Annotated in this window: 15 protein-coding genes; 7 read left to right on the top strand and 8 right to left on the bottom strand. The window is 60.2% G+C overall.

All coding sequences use genetic code 11. The features are described from left to right. Positions 1-7: 7 nt before the first annotated feature. The 3 genes from P7F28_RS19370 to P7F28_RS19360 form a co-directional block, all read right to left on the bottom strand. A complete protein-coding gene (locus tag P7F28_RS19370; RefSeq protein WP_277186206.1) occupies positions 8-868 on the bottom strand; it encodes a carbohydrate ABC transporter permease in 861 nt (286 codons plus the stop codon). Beyond that, on the bottom strand, positions 865-1803 hold the full coding sequence (locus tag P7F28_RS19365; RefSeq protein WP_370467358.1) for a carbohydrate ABC transporter permease: 939 nt from the start codon (positions 1801-1803) through the stop codon (positions 865-867). Before P7F28_RS19365 ends, P7F28_RS19370 begins: the two co-directional genes overlap by 4 nt. An 80-nt stretch (positions 1804-1883) precedes the next feature. Then, positions 1884-3245, bottom strand: a complete 1362-nt coding sequence (locus P7F28_RS19360; RefSeq protein ID WP_277186205.1) for a sugar ABC transporter substrate-binding protein — start codon at positions 3243-3245, stop codon at positions 1884-1886. Positions 3246-3949: 704 nt separating this feature from the next. On the opposite strand from P7F28_RS19360, the gene P7F28_RS19355 reads away from it, so the two are divergent. The 6 genes from P7F28_RS19355 to P7F28_RS19330 all read left to right on the top strand — a co-directional run bounded on the left by P7F28_RS19355 (position 3950) and on the right by P7F28_RS19330 (position 7809). Then, positions 3950-4396 (top strand): hypothetical protein, encoded by a 447-nt coding sequence (locus tag P7F28_RS19355; RefSeq protein ID WP_277186204.1) that lies wholly within the window; start codon positions 3950-3952, stop codon positions 4394-4396. Between the two features lie 19 nt (positions 4397-4415). Next, entirely contained in the window at positions 4416-4637 is a 222-nt protein-coding gene (locus P7F28_RS19350; protein ID WP_277186203.1) for a hypothetical protein, read from the top strand. 95 nt (positions 4638-4732) lie between these two features. Continuing rightward, positions 4733-5200 (top strand): Fur family transcriptional regulator, encoded by a 468-nt coding sequence (locus tag P7F28_RS19345; protein ID WP_277186202.1) that lies wholly within the window; start codon positions 4733-4735, stop codon positions 5198-5200. A 28-nt stretch (positions 5201-5228) separates the two neighbouring features. Then, complete coding sequence (locus P7F28_RS19340) at positions 5229-6119, top strand: metal ABC transporter solute-binding protein (RefSeq protein ID WP_277186201.1); 891 nt, start codon at positions 5229-5231, stop codon at positions 6117-6119. Then, positions 6119-7012 (top strand): metal ABC transporter ATP-binding protein, encoded by an 894-nt coding sequence (locus P7F28_RS19335; RefSeq protein ID WP_277186307.1) that lies wholly within the window; start codon positions 6119-6121, stop codon positions 7010-7012. The genes P7F28_RS19340 and P7F28_RS19335 overlap by 1 nt, the downstream gene beginning before the upstream one ends. 8 nt (positions 7013-7020) lie before the next feature. Then, entirely contained in the window at positions 7021-7809 is a 789-nt protein-coding gene (locus P7F28_RS19330; protein WP_277186200.1) for a metal ABC transporter permease, read from the top strand. Here the strand turns inward: P7F28_RS19330 and P7F28_RS19325 are convergent. The 4 genes from P7F28_RS19325 to P7F28_RS19310 all read right to left on the bottom strand — a co-directional run bounded on the left by P7F28_RS19325 (position 7773) and on the right by P7F28_RS19310 (position 12733). Then, positions 7773-9368, bottom strand: coding sequence for a tetratricopeptide repeat-containing glycosyltransferase family protein (locus tag P7F28_RS19325; protein ID WP_277186199.1), 1596 nt, complete (start codon positions 9366-9368; stop codon positions 7773-7775). The genes P7F28_RS19330 and P7F28_RS19325 overlap by 37 nt on opposite strands. A 166-nt stretch (positions 9369-9534) precedes the next feature. Further along, positions 9535-10377 (bottom strand): S-formylglutathione hydrolase, encoded by an 843-nt coding sequence (gene fghA / locus P7F28_RS19320; protein WP_277186198.1) that lies wholly within the window; start codon positions 10375-10377, stop codon positions 9535-9537. Between the two features lie 13 nt (positions 10378-10390). Further along, positions 10391-11497 carry an S-(hydroxymethyl)glutathione dehydrogenase/class III alcohol dehydrogenase gene (locus P7F28_RS19315; RefSeq protein ID WP_277186197.1) on the bottom strand — a complete coding sequence of 369 codons (1107 nt, stop codon included), beginning with the start codon at positions 11495-11497 and terminating at the stop codon, positions 10391-10393. A 21-nt stretch (positions 11498-11518) separates the two neighbouring features. Continuing rightward, positions 11519-12733, bottom strand: a complete 1215-nt coding sequence (locus P7F28_RS19310) for an AGE family epimerase/isomerase (protein WP_277186196.1) — start codon at positions 12731-12733, stop codon at positions 11519-11521. Positions 12734-13198: 465 nt separating this feature from the next. On the opposite strand from P7F28_RS19310, the gene P7F28_RS19305 reads away from it, so the two are divergent. After that, positions 13199-14590: a nucleobase:cation symporter-2 family protein gene (locus tag P7F28_RS19305; RefSeq protein WP_277186195.1), complete on the top strand. Its 1392-nt coding sequence runs from the start codon at positions 13199-13201 to the stop codon at positions 14588-14590. 84 nt (positions 14591-14674) lie between these two features. Here the strand turns inward: P7F28_RS19305 and P7F28_RS19300 are convergent. Continuing rightward, positions 14675-15920 (bottom strand): hypothetical protein (locus P7F28_RS19300; RefSeq protein ID WP_277186194.1); only part of this gene is annotated, 1246 nt, incomplete at its 5' end.

Below are 15920 nucleotides of genomic sequence, written 5' to 3'. Positions count from 1 at the left end.
ATCGTCCTCACTTCACCGCGCCAAACGTAAGACCGCGCACCAGTTGCTTCTGCGACAGCCAGCCGACGATCAGAATCGGCGCGACCGCGAGCAGCGAAGCCGCCGAGAGTTTGGCCCAGAACAGCCCTTCCGGACTCGAATACGACGCGATGAACACCGTCAGCGGCGCGGCATTCGAACTCGACAGATTGATCGACCAGAATGCTTCGTTCCACGAAAGAATGATCAACAGCAATCCCGTCGATGCGAGTCCCGGCAGCGCCATCGGCATCAGCAAATAGACGATTTCCTGCCACGTCGTCGCGCCATCGATGCGGCCGGCTTCGAGAATGTCCTTCGGCACTTCGTTGAAGTACGTAAAGGCCATCCACACCGCAATCGGCAGATTGATCAGCGTGTATACGATGATCAGACCGCTCACCGTATCGAGCAAACCGGTGTTCTTCCACAGCAGATAGATCGGCACCAGCACGCCGACCGACGGCATCATCTTCGTAGACAGCATCCACAGCAAAACGGACTGCGTTTTCTTGGTCGGGAAAAAGGCCATTGCGTACGCGCAGGGCACGGCGAGCAGCAGGCAGATCACCGTGACGCCGACCGAGATCAGCACCGAGTTCAGCGCGAAGCCAAAGTAATTGCTGCGCGCGAACACTTCGCGGAAGCTCTCCAGCGTCGGCGAGAAGAACAGCGAGGACGAATACGCCTGCTGCTCGGTCTTGAACGCGGTGATGGTCATCCAGAAGATCGGGAAGAACAGCAGAATCGATACGAGCCACGCGACAACGCCCGGCACGATGTTCTTCACATGATCGAGCGCCGACTTCCCCGGCGGCGCATTGACGCGCGTATTGACAGATGTGCTCATGATTCCAACTCTCCCTTGAGGTTCTTCGCGAGCATCCGCACGAGGAAGAACGCCACGATATTCGCCAGAATGACCGCGAGAATGCCGCCTGCGGACGCGAGACCCACGTCGAATTGCTGCAAGCCCAGCGCGTAGATCAAATACGACAGGTTGGTGGTCGCGGTGCCGGGACCGCCGCCGGTGGTCGTATAGATTTCCGCGAAGATCGACAGCAAGAAGATGGTTTCCATCATCACGACCACGGCGATTGCGCGCTTCAAGTGCGGCAGCGTGATGTAGAAGAACATGGTGAACGCGCCCGCGCCGTCGATCTTGGCCGCTTCCTTTTGCTCCTGATCGAGCGATTGGATCGCGGTGAACAAGATCAGGAATGCGAACGGCAGCCATTGCCACGCCACGATCACGATCACCGCGAACAACGGGTAATCCGCGAACCAGTCGATCGGCTGCATGCCCATCGAGCGCATCAGTTGCGCGATCAGGCCGTACACCGGATGCAGGATCATGTTCTTCCAGATCAGCGCGGACACTGTCGGCATCACGAAGAACGGCGCGATCACCAGCAGGCGCGCAATGCCCTGCCCGAGGAACTTGCGATCGAACAATACGGCCAGCAGCACGCCGCCGATCACCGTAATCGCCAGCACCGAAATGATCAGCGTCAGCGTATGGCCGATCGACGGGCCGAACGCCGGATCGGTGACGAGGAACTCGAAGTTGTCGAGCCCCGCGAAACCTTTGACATCGGGATTCAGCAGGTTGTAGCGCGAGAACGAAAACCAGATCGTCATCGCCAGCGGAATGGCCATCCACAAGAACAGCAATCCGGTCGATGGCGTGATCAGCCAGCGCACCGACTTCGCGCGACGCTTGTCGCGTTCGGCGGCAGACTCCTGCATGTGGTGATCGGTGATGGGGGGATTCAGTTGACTCATCGTTTCACCTCTCGATGATGATGCTTGCGGGCCGGTTCATTGCAAACCGGCCCGTGATGCTGCGTGGAGTGACGTCTGCGTTACTTCTGATAGCCGGCTTGTTTCACAGCACGATCAGCCGCTGCGTTTGCAGCCTTGAGCGCCTGATCGACACTCGACTGACCCGCGACCACACCCGCGATCGACTGACCGACCACCGTGCCGAACGACTGGAACTCCGGAATGCCGACGAACTGAATGCCGGTGTACGGCACCTTGTGCAGCGTGGCATCGTTCGGATTCGCGGTTTCGATCGCCTGCAGCACGAAGTCACCGAAAGGTGCAGCTTGCTTATATTCGGGACGGGCGTAGGTGGATTTACGCGTTCCCGGCGGCACCGATGCCCAGCCTTCGTCCTTGCCGACCATCTCGATGTATTCCTTCGACGTGGCCCACGCAGCGAACTTCTTCGCGGCGTCTTGTTGCTTGGACGTCTTCGGAATCGCCAGCGACCACGACCACAACCAGTGCGAGCCCTTCGGCGTCACGGCGATCGGCGCGGCCGCAAAGCCGATCTTGTCGGCCACCTGCGATTGCGCCTTGTTGTAGAGCATGCCCGCGGCGACGGTTGCATCGATCCACATTGCGCACTTGCCGGACGACATCAGCGTGAGGTTTTCGTTGAAGCCGTTGGAGCTGGCTCCCGGAGGGCCGTCTGCCTTCAGCAGATCGGCGTAGAAGCCGACCGCCTTCTTCCATTCGGGCGTATCGAGCTGCGCCTGCCACTTCTCGTTGAACCACTCGCCGCCGTACGTATTCACGACTGTCGATACGAAAGCCATGTTCTCGCCCCAGCCCGCCTTACCACGCAGACAGATGCCGTACTGGCCTTTGGACTTGTCGGTGAGCTTGTCGGCAAACTGCTTGATCTGATCGTAGGTCGGCTGATCGGGCATCTTGAGACCGGCGGCCTGGAACAGATCCTTGCGGTAATACGTCATCGAACTTTCGACGTAGAACGGCAGCGCGTACAGCGTGCCGTTGTAGGAAAGACCGTCACGCGCGGTCTTCACGACATCGTCGAGATCGTAGGTGGATGGCAGGCCGGTCATCGGCGAGAGCCAGCCGCGCTTGCCCCATTGCGGCGCTTCGTACGTACCGATGGTGACCACATCGAACTGACCGCTGTTGGTGGTGATATCGGTCGTGGCACGCTGGCGCAGCACGTTCTCTTCCAGAATCACCCAGTTCAGCTTGATGTCCGGATTGGCCTTCTCGAACGCCGGCGAGAGCTTCTTCAGCTCGATGATGTCCGGGTTGTTGAGCGTAGCGATGGTGATGGTCGCGGCATTCCCCGTGGCGGGGACGAGCGCGGCAGTCGCGGCCAATAAGGATCCGGCAAGCCCGTTCAGCACGAGCTTCTTTCCCGGCTCGCTGCGGACGACAGAGTGAATGCGTTTCATAGTGGTGCGTCTCCTTTTTTCGTTGGCACTGATGTCGCGGCCCTGAACCATGCGCCTGACCGAGACTGCCTCATGTGCCGCTTACCTTCAGGGATGCGATGTGGCTCGCGTGGTTTTGCTTCGTTCTGCGTTCTGTACTCTGTGCTCTTTGCGTCGCGTGATGCCGTTTCACTATAGACGGTGCGCTTCATGCTTCAAGCTGCAACGCTGTCCGCCGTGCTCACGCCGTGCTCAATTTGTTCGCTTGATGCTTATCGACAGCTAATGCGATTCCCCGTCTTGCACGATGATCGTGAAGACGCGGTTGCATAGGTGCATAGCTTGTATGAGGTCGCGGGAAGGCGCGCGCTCGCGGTGCTCGTGATGATGGTCACCCTGTCTCTCAGTCTCACACCGATGTCTCCGATTCTTTTCATCGTCCGGCGCTGTCTTCGCAGTTCGCAAACGCGGCTCGCAAGGTGAGCGAACGCTCGACGCCTGAGCAATTGCTCGTAGTTTGATCGAATCATCGGCGTTGCGCGTGCTCGTGTCAAGGAGAGGAAACGAGGTTTTGATGCTGCGGCGCGCAAGGGCCGGCGCGAAAAACCTGACTGGTGACGGCAGTAGCAAGCCTCATTCCGCGTTTTAAGCATCGACAAAATTTTGCGAGGCATTTGGACGCGGGTATGGAGTAATCCGTGATCTTCCATTTCTCAGATCACTCGATGAACCCAATCGCTTCGGCTTTGACGCTCGCCGTGTCGCTCATTGCCAACCCGCCTTACGTGGCTAACGTCGCTCACGGCGAATTGATCTCCGTGGCCATGCCGCCCAGGTTGCTGAAGCTCGACATGAACGACCACAACGCGGTCCGCTCCGAAACCGGCGACTACAAGCCCGCGCGCTATTCGTTTCCCGCCGCGCATGTGCCGGAGCGCACGCTGCATCGCCTGACTGATCTTTATGGATATGACCGGCGGCGTGACGTGCCGATTGTGTCATCGGGCGGCGACTGGGTGATGGCGGAATACTTTCTGGCCGGGTCGCACGTTCCCGTCGCGCGATTCCAGATGCTCGGCAAGCACGTTCAGCGTCAGGAACAACTCGATCGCGCCGGGCGCACGGTGAGAACCATCGCGATTGGCTGGGAAGATTCGTCCGGTGCGCATTGAACCTGGATTCGCGTCTTCGATGCGCATCAAAATGCTGATCGCGGTTGCATGGCGTACCCGCACCTTCACTCAAGCGCCCGACGAAAACGACGTTCCCGCCGACAGCGACCTCGCCTTCGGCATATCCGGTGGCATCGTGAAATGGCATAGCAAGACGGCGTTCCTCGCGGCGAACGGCATCGATCTCGACGCGCGCGCCCTCACGGGTCGCAAAATGTCCCCGGCCCCGCCGATGCGGTAAGATCTGATACGTTATATCATCTCGGATTTCTCCGACGCACGTCCTGACCGGCGTACCGCGCGGCGAACGCCTCACCCTTGCAGAGAGTCACCGACATGACCGCATCCGTCGAATCCATGCTCGCCCGCGCCGAAGCGTTGGCGGGCGAACGCGGCCTGGCGCTTACGCCGTTGCGCCGCCAGGTCTACGAACTCGTGCTGAAGGCGCACAAGCCCATCGGTGCGTACGACCTCATCGATGCGATGGAGCCGCAGCGCGGCGCGCGCGTGCCGCCGACCACCGTCTATCGCGCGCTCGACTTTCTGGTCGACAACGGCTTCGTGCATCGCATCGAATCGAAAAATGCGTTTATTGCCTGTTGCGATGCCGGCAAACCGCACGAAAGCCAATTCCTGATCTGCGATGAATGCGGCGCCACGCTCGAAATCCAGGGCCGCGATCTGGCGTCGTCGTTGTCGGCGAGTCCGCCTGCGCACGGGTTTCAGGTGCATCACCAGGTCGTCGAATTGAGCGGATTGTGTGCCGATTGCCAGAAGAAACATCGCGCGCAGCACGACGCCTGACATCACAAGACAAAACCAAAGGAATCCGATGAAATTCGCGCATGTCCTGACTTGTTTCGCCATCGCCTTCGCCATCACCTTCGGCTTCTGCGACGCGGCCTCTGCGCAAACCGCGCGCGTGCCCGTGGTCGCCGCTGAAAACTTCTATGGCGAGGTGATTCATCAGCTCGGCGGAGATCACGTTCAGGTCACCAGCATCCTCAGCAATCCCGATCAAGACCCGCATCTGTTCGAAGCCAGCCCGAAGACCGCGCGCGCCTTGCAACACGCCTCGCTGATCGTCTATAACGGCGCGGACTACGATCCGTGGATGGACAAGCTGCTCGGTGCATCGAAGAGTAATGACAAGCGCACGGTGATCGTCGCGGCGCAACTGGTCGGCAAGAAGGGCGGCGACAATCCGCATCTCTGGTACGACCCGAAGACCATGCCCGTGGTCGCCAAAGCCATCAGCGCGTATCTGGTGAAAGCCGATCCCGCCAACAAGAGCGATTACGACGCCCGTCTCGCCACGTTCCTCGATTCGATGAAGGCCATCGACACGCGCGTCGCCACACTCCGGTCGCACTACAAGGGCGTGCCGGTGACCGCGACCGAACCAGTGTTCGGCTATATGGCCGATGCCATCGGCTTCGAGATGCGCAACGAGCGCTTCCAGCTCGCCGCGATGGACGACACCGAACCCAGCCCCGCCGATATCGCCGCGTTCGAGAAAGACCTGCGCGACCGCCGCGTGCACGTGCTGATCTACAACAGCCAGGCGACCGACGCGCTGACCAAACGCATGCTCGGCGTCGCCAAGGACTCGCATGTGCCGACCATCAGCGTGACGGAAACCTTGCCTGCGGGCAAATCGTTCCAGCAATGGATGCTCGGCCAGTTGGACAATCTCGCCGGCGCGCTGCAAGGATGGCAATGATGAACACGCCGCAGCCTCCCGCGCTCGAAGTCGATCGCGTCACGCTCGAACTGGGCGGCCGCGCGATTCTCAACGACGCGAGCTTTACGGTCGGGAACGGCGAATTTATCGGCGTGCTCGGTCCGAACGGCGCGGGCAAGACCACGCTGATGCGCGCCCTGCTCGGCCTCGTGCCGGTCGCGTCCGGCGCGATCCGCGTGCACGGCGAAGCGGTCATGCGCGGCAATCCGTTTATCGGCTATATGCCGCAGATTCGCACGGGTCTGGCGAATCGCCGCGTGCTCGGCCGCGATTTCGTCGCGATGGCGGCGGACGGGCATCGCTGGGGCGTGCCGCATCGCAGTGCGCGCGTGCGGGCGGAGGTGGATCGCGTGTTGTCGCTGGTCGGCGCTGAACAGCTTGCGAAGCGGCCACTGTCGGAACTCTCGGGCGGCGAGCGTCAGCGTTTGCTGCTCGCGCAATGTTTGCTCGGCGACCCGCATCTCTTATTGCTCGATGAGCCGCTCATCAGTCTCGATCCGCGTCATCAAACCGGCGTGGTCGAACTGGTGCGGCGCGTGCAGCGTGAGTTGAATATCACCGTGCTGTTTTCTGCGCACGAACTCAATCCGCTGTTGAATTCGCTCGATCGCGTGCTTTATCTCGGCAACGGGCGCGCCGCGCTCGGCACCGTCGATGAAGTCATCTCCAAACCCGTGCTCTCGAAACTGTACGGCTCGCCGATCGACGTGATGCGCGTGAACGGCCGCATCTTCGTGATGTCCGGCGATGTCGAAATCGACAAGCTCGATCATGCGCACGAGGAAGGCGGCGAGCATGAGCACGAACACGATCACGGCCATGAGCACGCGCACGGTCATGGTCATGGTCATCATCACAGTCACGCCAAGTAGAACGCACAATGTTTGAATACGACTTCATGGTCAACGCATTCGCGGCGTCGGGGATCGTCGCGGTGCTCGCGGGAATCGTCGGCTATTTTCTGGTGATGCGCGGGCAAACCTTCGCCGGTCACGCGCTCTCGCACGTCGGCTTCACCGGCGCGACCGGCGCGGTGCTGCTCGGCATGCCGCCGATCTGGGGCATGGTCGGCTTCACGCTGATGGCGGGTATCGGCATGGGCGCGCTGGGCGAAAAGCTCTCCGGGCGCGATGTGGCCATCGGCGTGATTCTGTCTTTGTCGCTCGGTTTCGGCTTGCTGTTTCTGCACTTTTTCACCGCCTACGCGACGCAGGCGACCGCGCTTTTGTTCGGCAACGTGCTTGGCGTGAATCACGAAACGCTCGCCTTGCTGGCGGGTCTGGCCGTGGTGAGTCTCGTCGCGCTCGCGTTTATCACGCGCCCGCTGATGTTCGCGTCCTTGCAGCCGGAACTGGCGGAAGCCAAGGGTGTATCGCTGCGGCTCGTGTCGGTCTTGTTTCTGGCGATCACCGCGCTCGCAGTCGCCGCGTGTACGCAGATTGTCGGCGTGTTGCTGGTGTTCGCGCTGATGGTCGGTCCCGCCGCCGCCGCACAGAACGTGACGACGCGGCTATCGTCGGGCCTGGTGCTCGCCGCGCTGTTCGCGCTCGGTCAGGCGTGGCTCGGCCTGGTGCTCGCCTACTACACCGACTGGCCGACGAGCTTCTGGATCACGACGCTCGCCGCGCTGGTTTATGGTGCGAGTTTGCTCGGGCGGCGCAATAGCTGAGCCTCTTCGAGCGCGCGCGCGACGTCCGCGATCACGTCGTCCCACTCGCCGGGTTGCGTCTGCCTGAACAGACGCGCCTTCGGATACCACGGCGAAGTCCGCTCGGCTCGATACAGCCATCGCCAGCAGCCGTCGTAGCGCGAGAGAATCCACACCGGCTTGTTCAGCGCGCCCGCCAGATGCGCGACGGACGTATCGACGGTAATCACCAGATCGAGTTGTTCGATGATCGCGGCGGTATCCGCGAAATCCGTGACGTCGTGCATTGGGTCGAAGGGACGCAGATCGGGCGGAAGCGTGTCGATTTGCGGCTGCGTCGTAGCGCCCTTTTGCAGGCTGATGAAGGTGACGCCGGGCACGCGCAGAATCGGCAGATACTGCTGCGCCGATAGCGAACGCTGCCGGTCCACCGCGTTCAGATGCGCCGCGTGGCTGCGCGGATCGCCGGCCCAGACCAGACCCACGTTGAAATCGCCCAATGGCAGCCTGTCTTGCCACGCCCGCGCCCGTGCTTGCTGCACATGGAGATACGGCAACGCGGCCGGCACCGAATCGAGCGTGGTGCCGAAGCGATGCGGCAGGCTCATCAGCATGCACTGGTAATCATGGTCGAGCACGGCGTCATCGTCGAAGCCGATGCACGCGTCCACGCCTTCGATCGTCAGGCACAGTTCACGAAGCGCGTCCGGGCACGCGAAACTCAATCGTGCGACGCCGCGCGCCTTGAGCATCGGCAGATAGCGGCAGAATTGCAGCGTGTCGCCGTGTCCCTGCTCCACCCACACGATCAGCGATTTTCCTTCGAGCGGCTCGCCCTGCCACATCGGAACGCCGGTGCGCGGCGGCTCGAACCAGCCGCCCGGTTCATAGCGCGATTCGAACAGCGCCCAGCCTTCGCGCATCGTTCCGAGACCGAGCAGCAGATGCGCGAGGTTGAGTTTCGCGTCGATATGATCGGGGTGTAACGCCAGCGCGCGCCGGTAGGCCGCTTCCGCTTCCTCGAAGCGCACCAGTTTTTTCAGCGCCGTGCCGTGATTGAAATGCGCTTGCGCGTCGCTCGGGGCGAGCGACGCCGCGCTCTGAAACGCCTGTTCCGCCTCGCCGTATCGGCCAAGCTTCGTGCAGCAGAAACCGTAGTTGAGATGCGCGTAGGAATCGCGTGGATCGCATTCGAGCGCCCGCCGATGCGACTGCATCGCGTCATCATGCGCGCCGAGCGCATCATGGAAAAGACCGAGGTTCGAATGTGCGTTGGCGAGATTGGGGGCAATCTCCAGTGCGCGCAGAAAGGCCGCCTTCGCGTCTTGCAAGCGCCCGTCCGCACGCAACGCGACGCCGAGGTTGTTATGCGCGTTGGCGTTGCGCGGATCGGCATCGATCGCTCGATGACAGTACGCGGCCGCGTCGGTGACGCGTGCCAGCGCAAGACAGCACGCCGCCGCGAGATTGAGCGACAAGGCGTCGTCGCACGCTTTCAACGATGCAAGCGCTTGCGCGAACCGGCCATCGAGATAAAGCGCTTCGGCGGATGCGTAGTCTGAGCGGGCGCTGGTTTGCATGAGGCGTGGGCTATTTCGGAGCGAAGGACCGGCGCAGAGTAACCCGGGCAACGCTTAGGAACCACGAGACAAATCTCATTTGCGCCTGAAAAACAAAAAGGCCATTTCGCGATCAGGCGAAACGGCCTTTTTTAACACTCCGTCTATGGAAGAGCGACCGACGATATCAACGACAGAGCACGCGCGCGTGATGCGCGATATGGTCGCCGATAAAGCTCGAGATAAAGAAATAACCGTGGTCGTAGCCTTCATGGCGGCGCACGGTCACGTCATGCCCCGCCGCTTTCGCGTTGCGTTCGAATACGTCCGGATGAAGCTGCTCTTTCAGGAATTGATCCGCCAATCCCTGATCGATCAGAATGCCGCCTTCGACGCGCGATGCCTGCTTCACCAACTCGCTTGCATCGTATTGCTTCCACGCTTCGCGATCTTCACCGAGATAGCCCGAAAACGCCTTCACGCCCCACGGACATTGCGAAGGCGCGGCAATCGGCGCGAACGCCGACACGCTCCGATAGATCTCCGGATTGCGCAGCGCCAGCACCAGCGCGCCGTGCCCGCCCATCGAATGGCCGAAGATGCCGAGCCGCTTTTCGTCGATGGGCAATTCCGCCAGCACCGCCTCGCGCAAATCCTGCGTCACGTACGAATACATCCGATAACGCTGCGCCCACGGTTCGCGCGTGGCATCGACATAAAAGCCTGCGCCTGCGCCGAAATCCCACGCGTCTTTCTCGCCGGGAATATCCGCGCCACGCGGCGACGTGTCCGGCGCGATCAGCGCGATGCCGTGTTCAGCCGCATATCGCTGCGCGCCGGCTTTGATCGGGAAGGTTTCTTCCGTGCACGTCAGGCCGGCGAGATAGAACAGCGCGGGCACTTTTTTGGAAGACGCCTGCGCGGGCAGGAACACGGAGAAGCGCATCGGCAGACCGATGGACTTCGAGCCGTGCTTGTAGATTCGCTGCACGCCACCGAAACACGCGTGTTCTTCGATGAGTTCGAGCATCGGCATATCCTCGTTAGTACACGACGACGGAGCGGATCGACTCGCCCTTCTTCATCAGATCGAAGCCTTCGTTGATACGCTCCAACGGCAAATGATGCGTGATCAGATCGTCGATATTGATCTTGCCTTCCATGTACCAATCGACGATCTTCGGCACATCGGTCCGGCCGCGCGCGCCGCCGAACGCCGAGCCTTTCCACTCACGGCCCGTGACGAGCTGGAACGGACGCGTGCTGATTTCCTGCCCCGCCGCCGCCACGCCGATGATGAACGACTGGCCCCAGCCCTTGTGCGTGCATTCGAGCGCCTGACGCATCAGCTTGACATTGCCGACGCATTCGAACGAATAATCCGCGCCGCCATCCGTCAGTTGAACGATATGATCGACGACGTTCTCCACTTCGTTCGGGTTGATGAAGTGCGTCATGCCGAACTTCTTCGCCAGTTCCACGCGGCCCGGATTGATATCGACACCAATGATCTTGTCCGCGCCGACCATCTTCGCGCCTTGAATCACGTTCAAGCCGATGCCACCGAGCCCGAACACGACCACGTTCGCGCCCGCTTCCACCTTCGCCGAATACACCACCGCGCCGACGCCCGTCGTCACGCCGCAGCCGATATAGCAAATCTTGTCGAACGGCGCGTCTTCACGCACCTTCGCCACCGCGATTTCCGGCACCACGATGTAATTCGAAAACGTCGATGTGCCCATGTAGTGGAACAGCGGCTTGCCATCGAGCGAGAAGCGCGAGGTCGCATCCGGCATCAAGCCTTTGCCTTGCGTGGCGCGAATCTTCTGGCACAGATTCGTCTTGCGCGACAGACAGAACTTGCACTCGCGGCATTCCGGCGTGTAGAGCGGAATAACGTGATCGCCCTTCTTCAGCGTGCCAACGCCCGGACCGACATCGACCACCACGCCCGCGCCTTCGTGACCGAGAATCGCCGGGAAAATGCCTTCGGGGTCCGCGCCCGAGAGCGTGTAGTAATCGGTATGGCAGATGCCGGTCGCTTTCACTTCGATCAGCACTTCACCGGCGCGCGGGCCTTCGAGATCGACTTCCTCGATGGTCAACGGCTTGCCGGCTTCCCATGCGATTGCTGCCTTCGTCTTCATTCGTTTCTCCCTGAGTTTGTCTTAGCGGACTACGTTCAGAACTTCGTAGCACGCGCCCATCGTGTGATAGTCGGTTTTGCCTGCGGGACTTTTTTCGTCGCTGTACTGGCGGTTGTCGCGCGTGAGAATGCGATACCACGCGCCCCATTTGTGATCGACGAAATGCGCCCAGTTATAGGTCCACAAGCGGTCGTATTCGTTCCAGTAGTGCTGCGCGGCTTGCGTGTCGCCATCGCGCTGCATGCGATCGGCGAGCAGCGCCGCCGCCGCGAGCGATTCCGCCTGCACCCAGAAGTATTTGTCTTCGTCGTAGAACTGGCCGTCGGGATCGAAGCCGTAGACCATGCCGCCGTGTTCATCGTCCCATGACAGTTCGAGCGCGCGGTCGAACAACTCGCGCGCGCGTTGCAGATGCCACGCTTGCCGACGATGCCGGTCGAGAATCAGCAGCAGCTTCGCCCATTCGGTCTGATGGCCCGGCTGAAAGCCCCACGGCCTGAAGATGTTCGAACGATCGCCCTTGTTGTACTCCCAGTCGATCGACCAATCCGGCTTGTAGTGCTCCCACACCAGACCGCCCGCCAGCGACGCCTGCCGATTCACCATGTTGTCCGCCAGCAGCGCGGCGCGATCGAGATAACGCGTTTCGCCGGTCGCTTCGAACGCGGCAAGGAAGGCTTCGCACGCGTGCATATTGGCGTTCTGGCCGCGATAGTCGGAGACGGTCCAGTCGGCGCTCGCTTCGTCCTTGTACAGACCGTGCGGCGCATCCCAGAAGTGCTGCTCCATCACGTCCCACGTTTCCGACAGATACGCGCGCGCTTCATCCACGCCCGCCTCCACGGCCTTCGCATACGCGAGCACGACGAAGGCCAGGCCATAGCAATGATTGGTGGCATCGGTGACGGTGCGTCCGTCGAGCGTCCATGCGTAGCCGCCCGTCTGCGGATTGCGATGCACCTCCCGCAAATAGTCGATGCCATGCCGCACGCCGCCGCGATACTCCTCCAGCCCGTAGTGCTTGTAGGCCATCGCATAGTTGAAGACGAAGCGCGTGCTCGACACCAGATGTCGCGACTTGCGGTCGTAAATGGTGCCGTCGTTCTTGTAGAAGTGGAAAAAACCGCCCGCCGGATCCATGCAGTGCGGGTGATAGAAGGTCATGGTGCGAAGCGCGTGATCGAGCAGGAAAACGCGCGAGCGGAAGTCTGGTTGCGTCAAAGCGGAATCGGGCATTGTTGGGTCGATGTTGACGTGTAAACCCGAACATCGGGGGCGGTCAATATGAAGCGGCGTTGCAGAAGCCCGTCGTCATTCGCGACATGGGCGCGCCAAGTTTAAGGGCTAACGGAGCGCTCGTCAGAACCCGGTTTTATCGATGAAAACGAGCCTAGGGGAAAACACGTAAAACCGGGGTTAACCCCGCCCTTTCGTGGTGCACGCGAAAAACGGACTATACGCGCGCCGTAATGCACATCATAACGATGGCCCGAAGATAGCGGCCTTTCGTCACGCGACGCAAATCTCCCTGCATGCGTCAAACCCCTTGCAGCAAGGGGTTTTCCGCTTGGACTCGATATATGCGGCGCATTTCCCATATGGTCACGCGAACGCGACGTATAGCGGCGCGTGGTCTTGTTCATGGGCTTTTATCCACTTAACTTGGAGACCATTCCAATGAGAGGCATATAGGAGAGAGACATGGCATTGAGTTCGACGGGACCGAAGGTCCATCCGGTCGACGAGCGGCTGCCGACAGGTCAGTTGCTCACGTTGGGCATCCAGCACGTGCTGGTGATGTACGCGGGCGCAGTCGCGGTGCCGCTGATTCTCGGTGCGGCGATGCATCTGACCAAGGATCAGGTCGCGTTTCTGATCAGCGCGGACTTGTTTTCCTGCGGCGTGGCCACGCTGATTCAAACGCTCGGCCTGTGGATTTTCGGCATCCGTCTGCCGGTGATCATGGGCTGTACGTTCGCCGCGGTCGGCCCGATGATCGCCATCGGCACGAACCCGTCGCTCGGCATTCTCGATGTATTCGGCTCGACGATCGCGGCCGGTGTGATCGGCATCGTGCTCGCGCCGATGATCGGCAAGCTGCTGCGCTTCTTTCCGCCGGTGGTGGTCGGCACCGTGATCGCGGTGATCGGCTTGTCGCTGATGGGCGTGGGTATCAACTGGGCGGCGGGTGGCGTCGGCAATCCGGATTACGGCAATCCGATTTATCTGCTGCTGTCGCTGGTCGTGCTGTCGCTGATTCTGCTCATCAACAAGTTTGCGCGCGGGTTTATCGCGAATATTTCGGTGCTGCTCGGGATCGTCGCAGGCTTCGCGATCGCCGCGATGCTCGGCCGCGTGAATATGGATGGCGTGGCGCATGCGCCGTGGGTTGGTATCGTGCTGCCGTTCCACTTCGGTTTGCCGCACTTCGATCCGCTCTCCGTCGCAACGATGGTGATCGTCATGTTCGTGACGTTTATCGAATCGACCGGCATGTTCCTCGCGGTCGGCGATCTGGTCGAGCGTCCGGTGGATCAGAAGGCGCTGGTGCGCGGGCTGCGTGTGGACGGACTCGGTACGCTGATCGGTGGCGTGTTCAACTCGTTTCCGCATACGTCGTTTTCGCAGAACGTCGGGCTGATCGGCGTGACGGGTGTGAAAAGCCGCTTCGTGTGTGCGACCGGCGGCGTGATTCTCGTCGTGCTCGGCCTGTTCCCGAAGATGGCGCAGGTGGTGGCGTCAGTGCCGCCGTTCGTGCTCGGCGGCGCGGGTATCGTGATGTTCGGGATGGTGGCGGCGAACGGCATCAAGACGCTGTCGCGCGTGGATTTCTCGAAGAACCATCACAACTTGTTTATCGTCGCGGTGAGCGTGGGAATGGGGATGGTGCCGGTCGTAGCGCCCAAGTTTTTCTCGCAACTGCCGCATGCGCTGGAGCCGATTCTTCACAGCGGGATTTTGCTGGCATCGGTGACGGCGGTGGTGTTGAACGTGGTGTTCAACGGCGTGCGCAAGGAACGTGAAGCGCGCTGTGAGATGCGCGAAGCCGCGCATGAATTCGAAGGTGCGGCTCATGCAGGCGATGTGCATTGATTTCGTGATTCTGATGTAGCGAGTTTCCTGGAAGTGGTGTTGCGTTGAGCGCCGTGGCGAGAGCCGCGGCGTTTTTTTTGCTTCTCACTGGCTGACCGGCTGATAGATTTCGCAGAGTTCGAGCGACGTCTTTCTCCATCCCTTGTAAGCCACCGAGATCACCTGATGAAGTTGTACATCTGCACGTGCTTCGCCGCAAACCATCGTCGCCGCCGGCCGTGTCTGAATATAGCGTTGCGGGTGTTTGATCGGATCGAGATAGTCGGAGAAACTCTTCGACACCACGAACGCTTTTCGTTGCGAATAGTAGGGAAACTGACTGTTCCAGTCATCTCCGTATACCAGAATGGCTGATTGCTTCTCAGTGTTGTCCCGAACAAAAAAGGCCGAAGAAAGGATTGGGTCATTGGCCGCGTAAATGTGCGTCTCTTGGGCATAAAGAGGCCCGCGCCAGAAGGCATTCAGATTCAATGCAACGATAATGCCGACGACAACAAGGATGAAAGCAGATCGCGCAGGATATTTCTCTATCAAACCTGCAATCGAGGCCGTTATGGCGAATACCAGATAGACCGTGTTTGCAGCCGGATAATACTCGTGTACGAAAAGCAGATTTTCGAAGATCAAGAAAAAGCTGAGAAAGAGTCCGCACGCGGCCCCGATCAGCCAGCGTCGTTGGGGCGCCCATAGCAGTCCGGCAACGATGATCAACATGCCCAGGTGACCGCCAGAATTTTCCGCGACGACGCGATGCCAGATCACACCGTTCCAGAGTTCAGCGGAAAGGCGAGCATGCAGCGTCCCGAAATTCCAGCTGAAAAGCTTTGCGGAAGTTAGCAACTGCCCAAATAAGTTTTGGGATTTAACCTTATCGGTGTACTCGACCCATATAACACCGATGATGAACGGGACGACATAAGTCGCACACGACTTCAGCAACAAGTCCGCGTTGGGTCTGATGCGAGAGCGTATCAAGCCAGCGATTCTCCAAACAACAGCGAATAACAGCACGGGAAGCACCGTAGTCGATTTCTGGAGTATCGCCAACGCGAGGAAACCACCGCACATCAGAGCATCTTTCCATCGCACTTCGTCAATAGGTGTTTTGAGTGAGAAAGCGAGAAAGGAAAGCGTGAAGTACAGCGCCTCTGTCTCCATCAAAAATGCCCGACCCCAGAACAGATATAGAGGACAGGACAGACAGAGTGCAACGAACACACAGAAAAATAGTTTCGCACCACTGCCGAAAAAATGCTTGCACACAGTCCACGAGGGAATGAGGGAGGCGAGCAAAAATGCGTAACTGACCAAGCGCCCCGTCATGTCGAGA

This window comes from Caballeronia sp. BR00000012568055, assembly GCF_029439455.1.
Lineage (GTDB): Bacteria > Pseudomonadota > Gammaproteobacteria > Burkholderiales > Burkholderiaceae > Caballeronia.
This window is presented reverse-complemented; position numbering and strand designations above follow the sequence as displayed.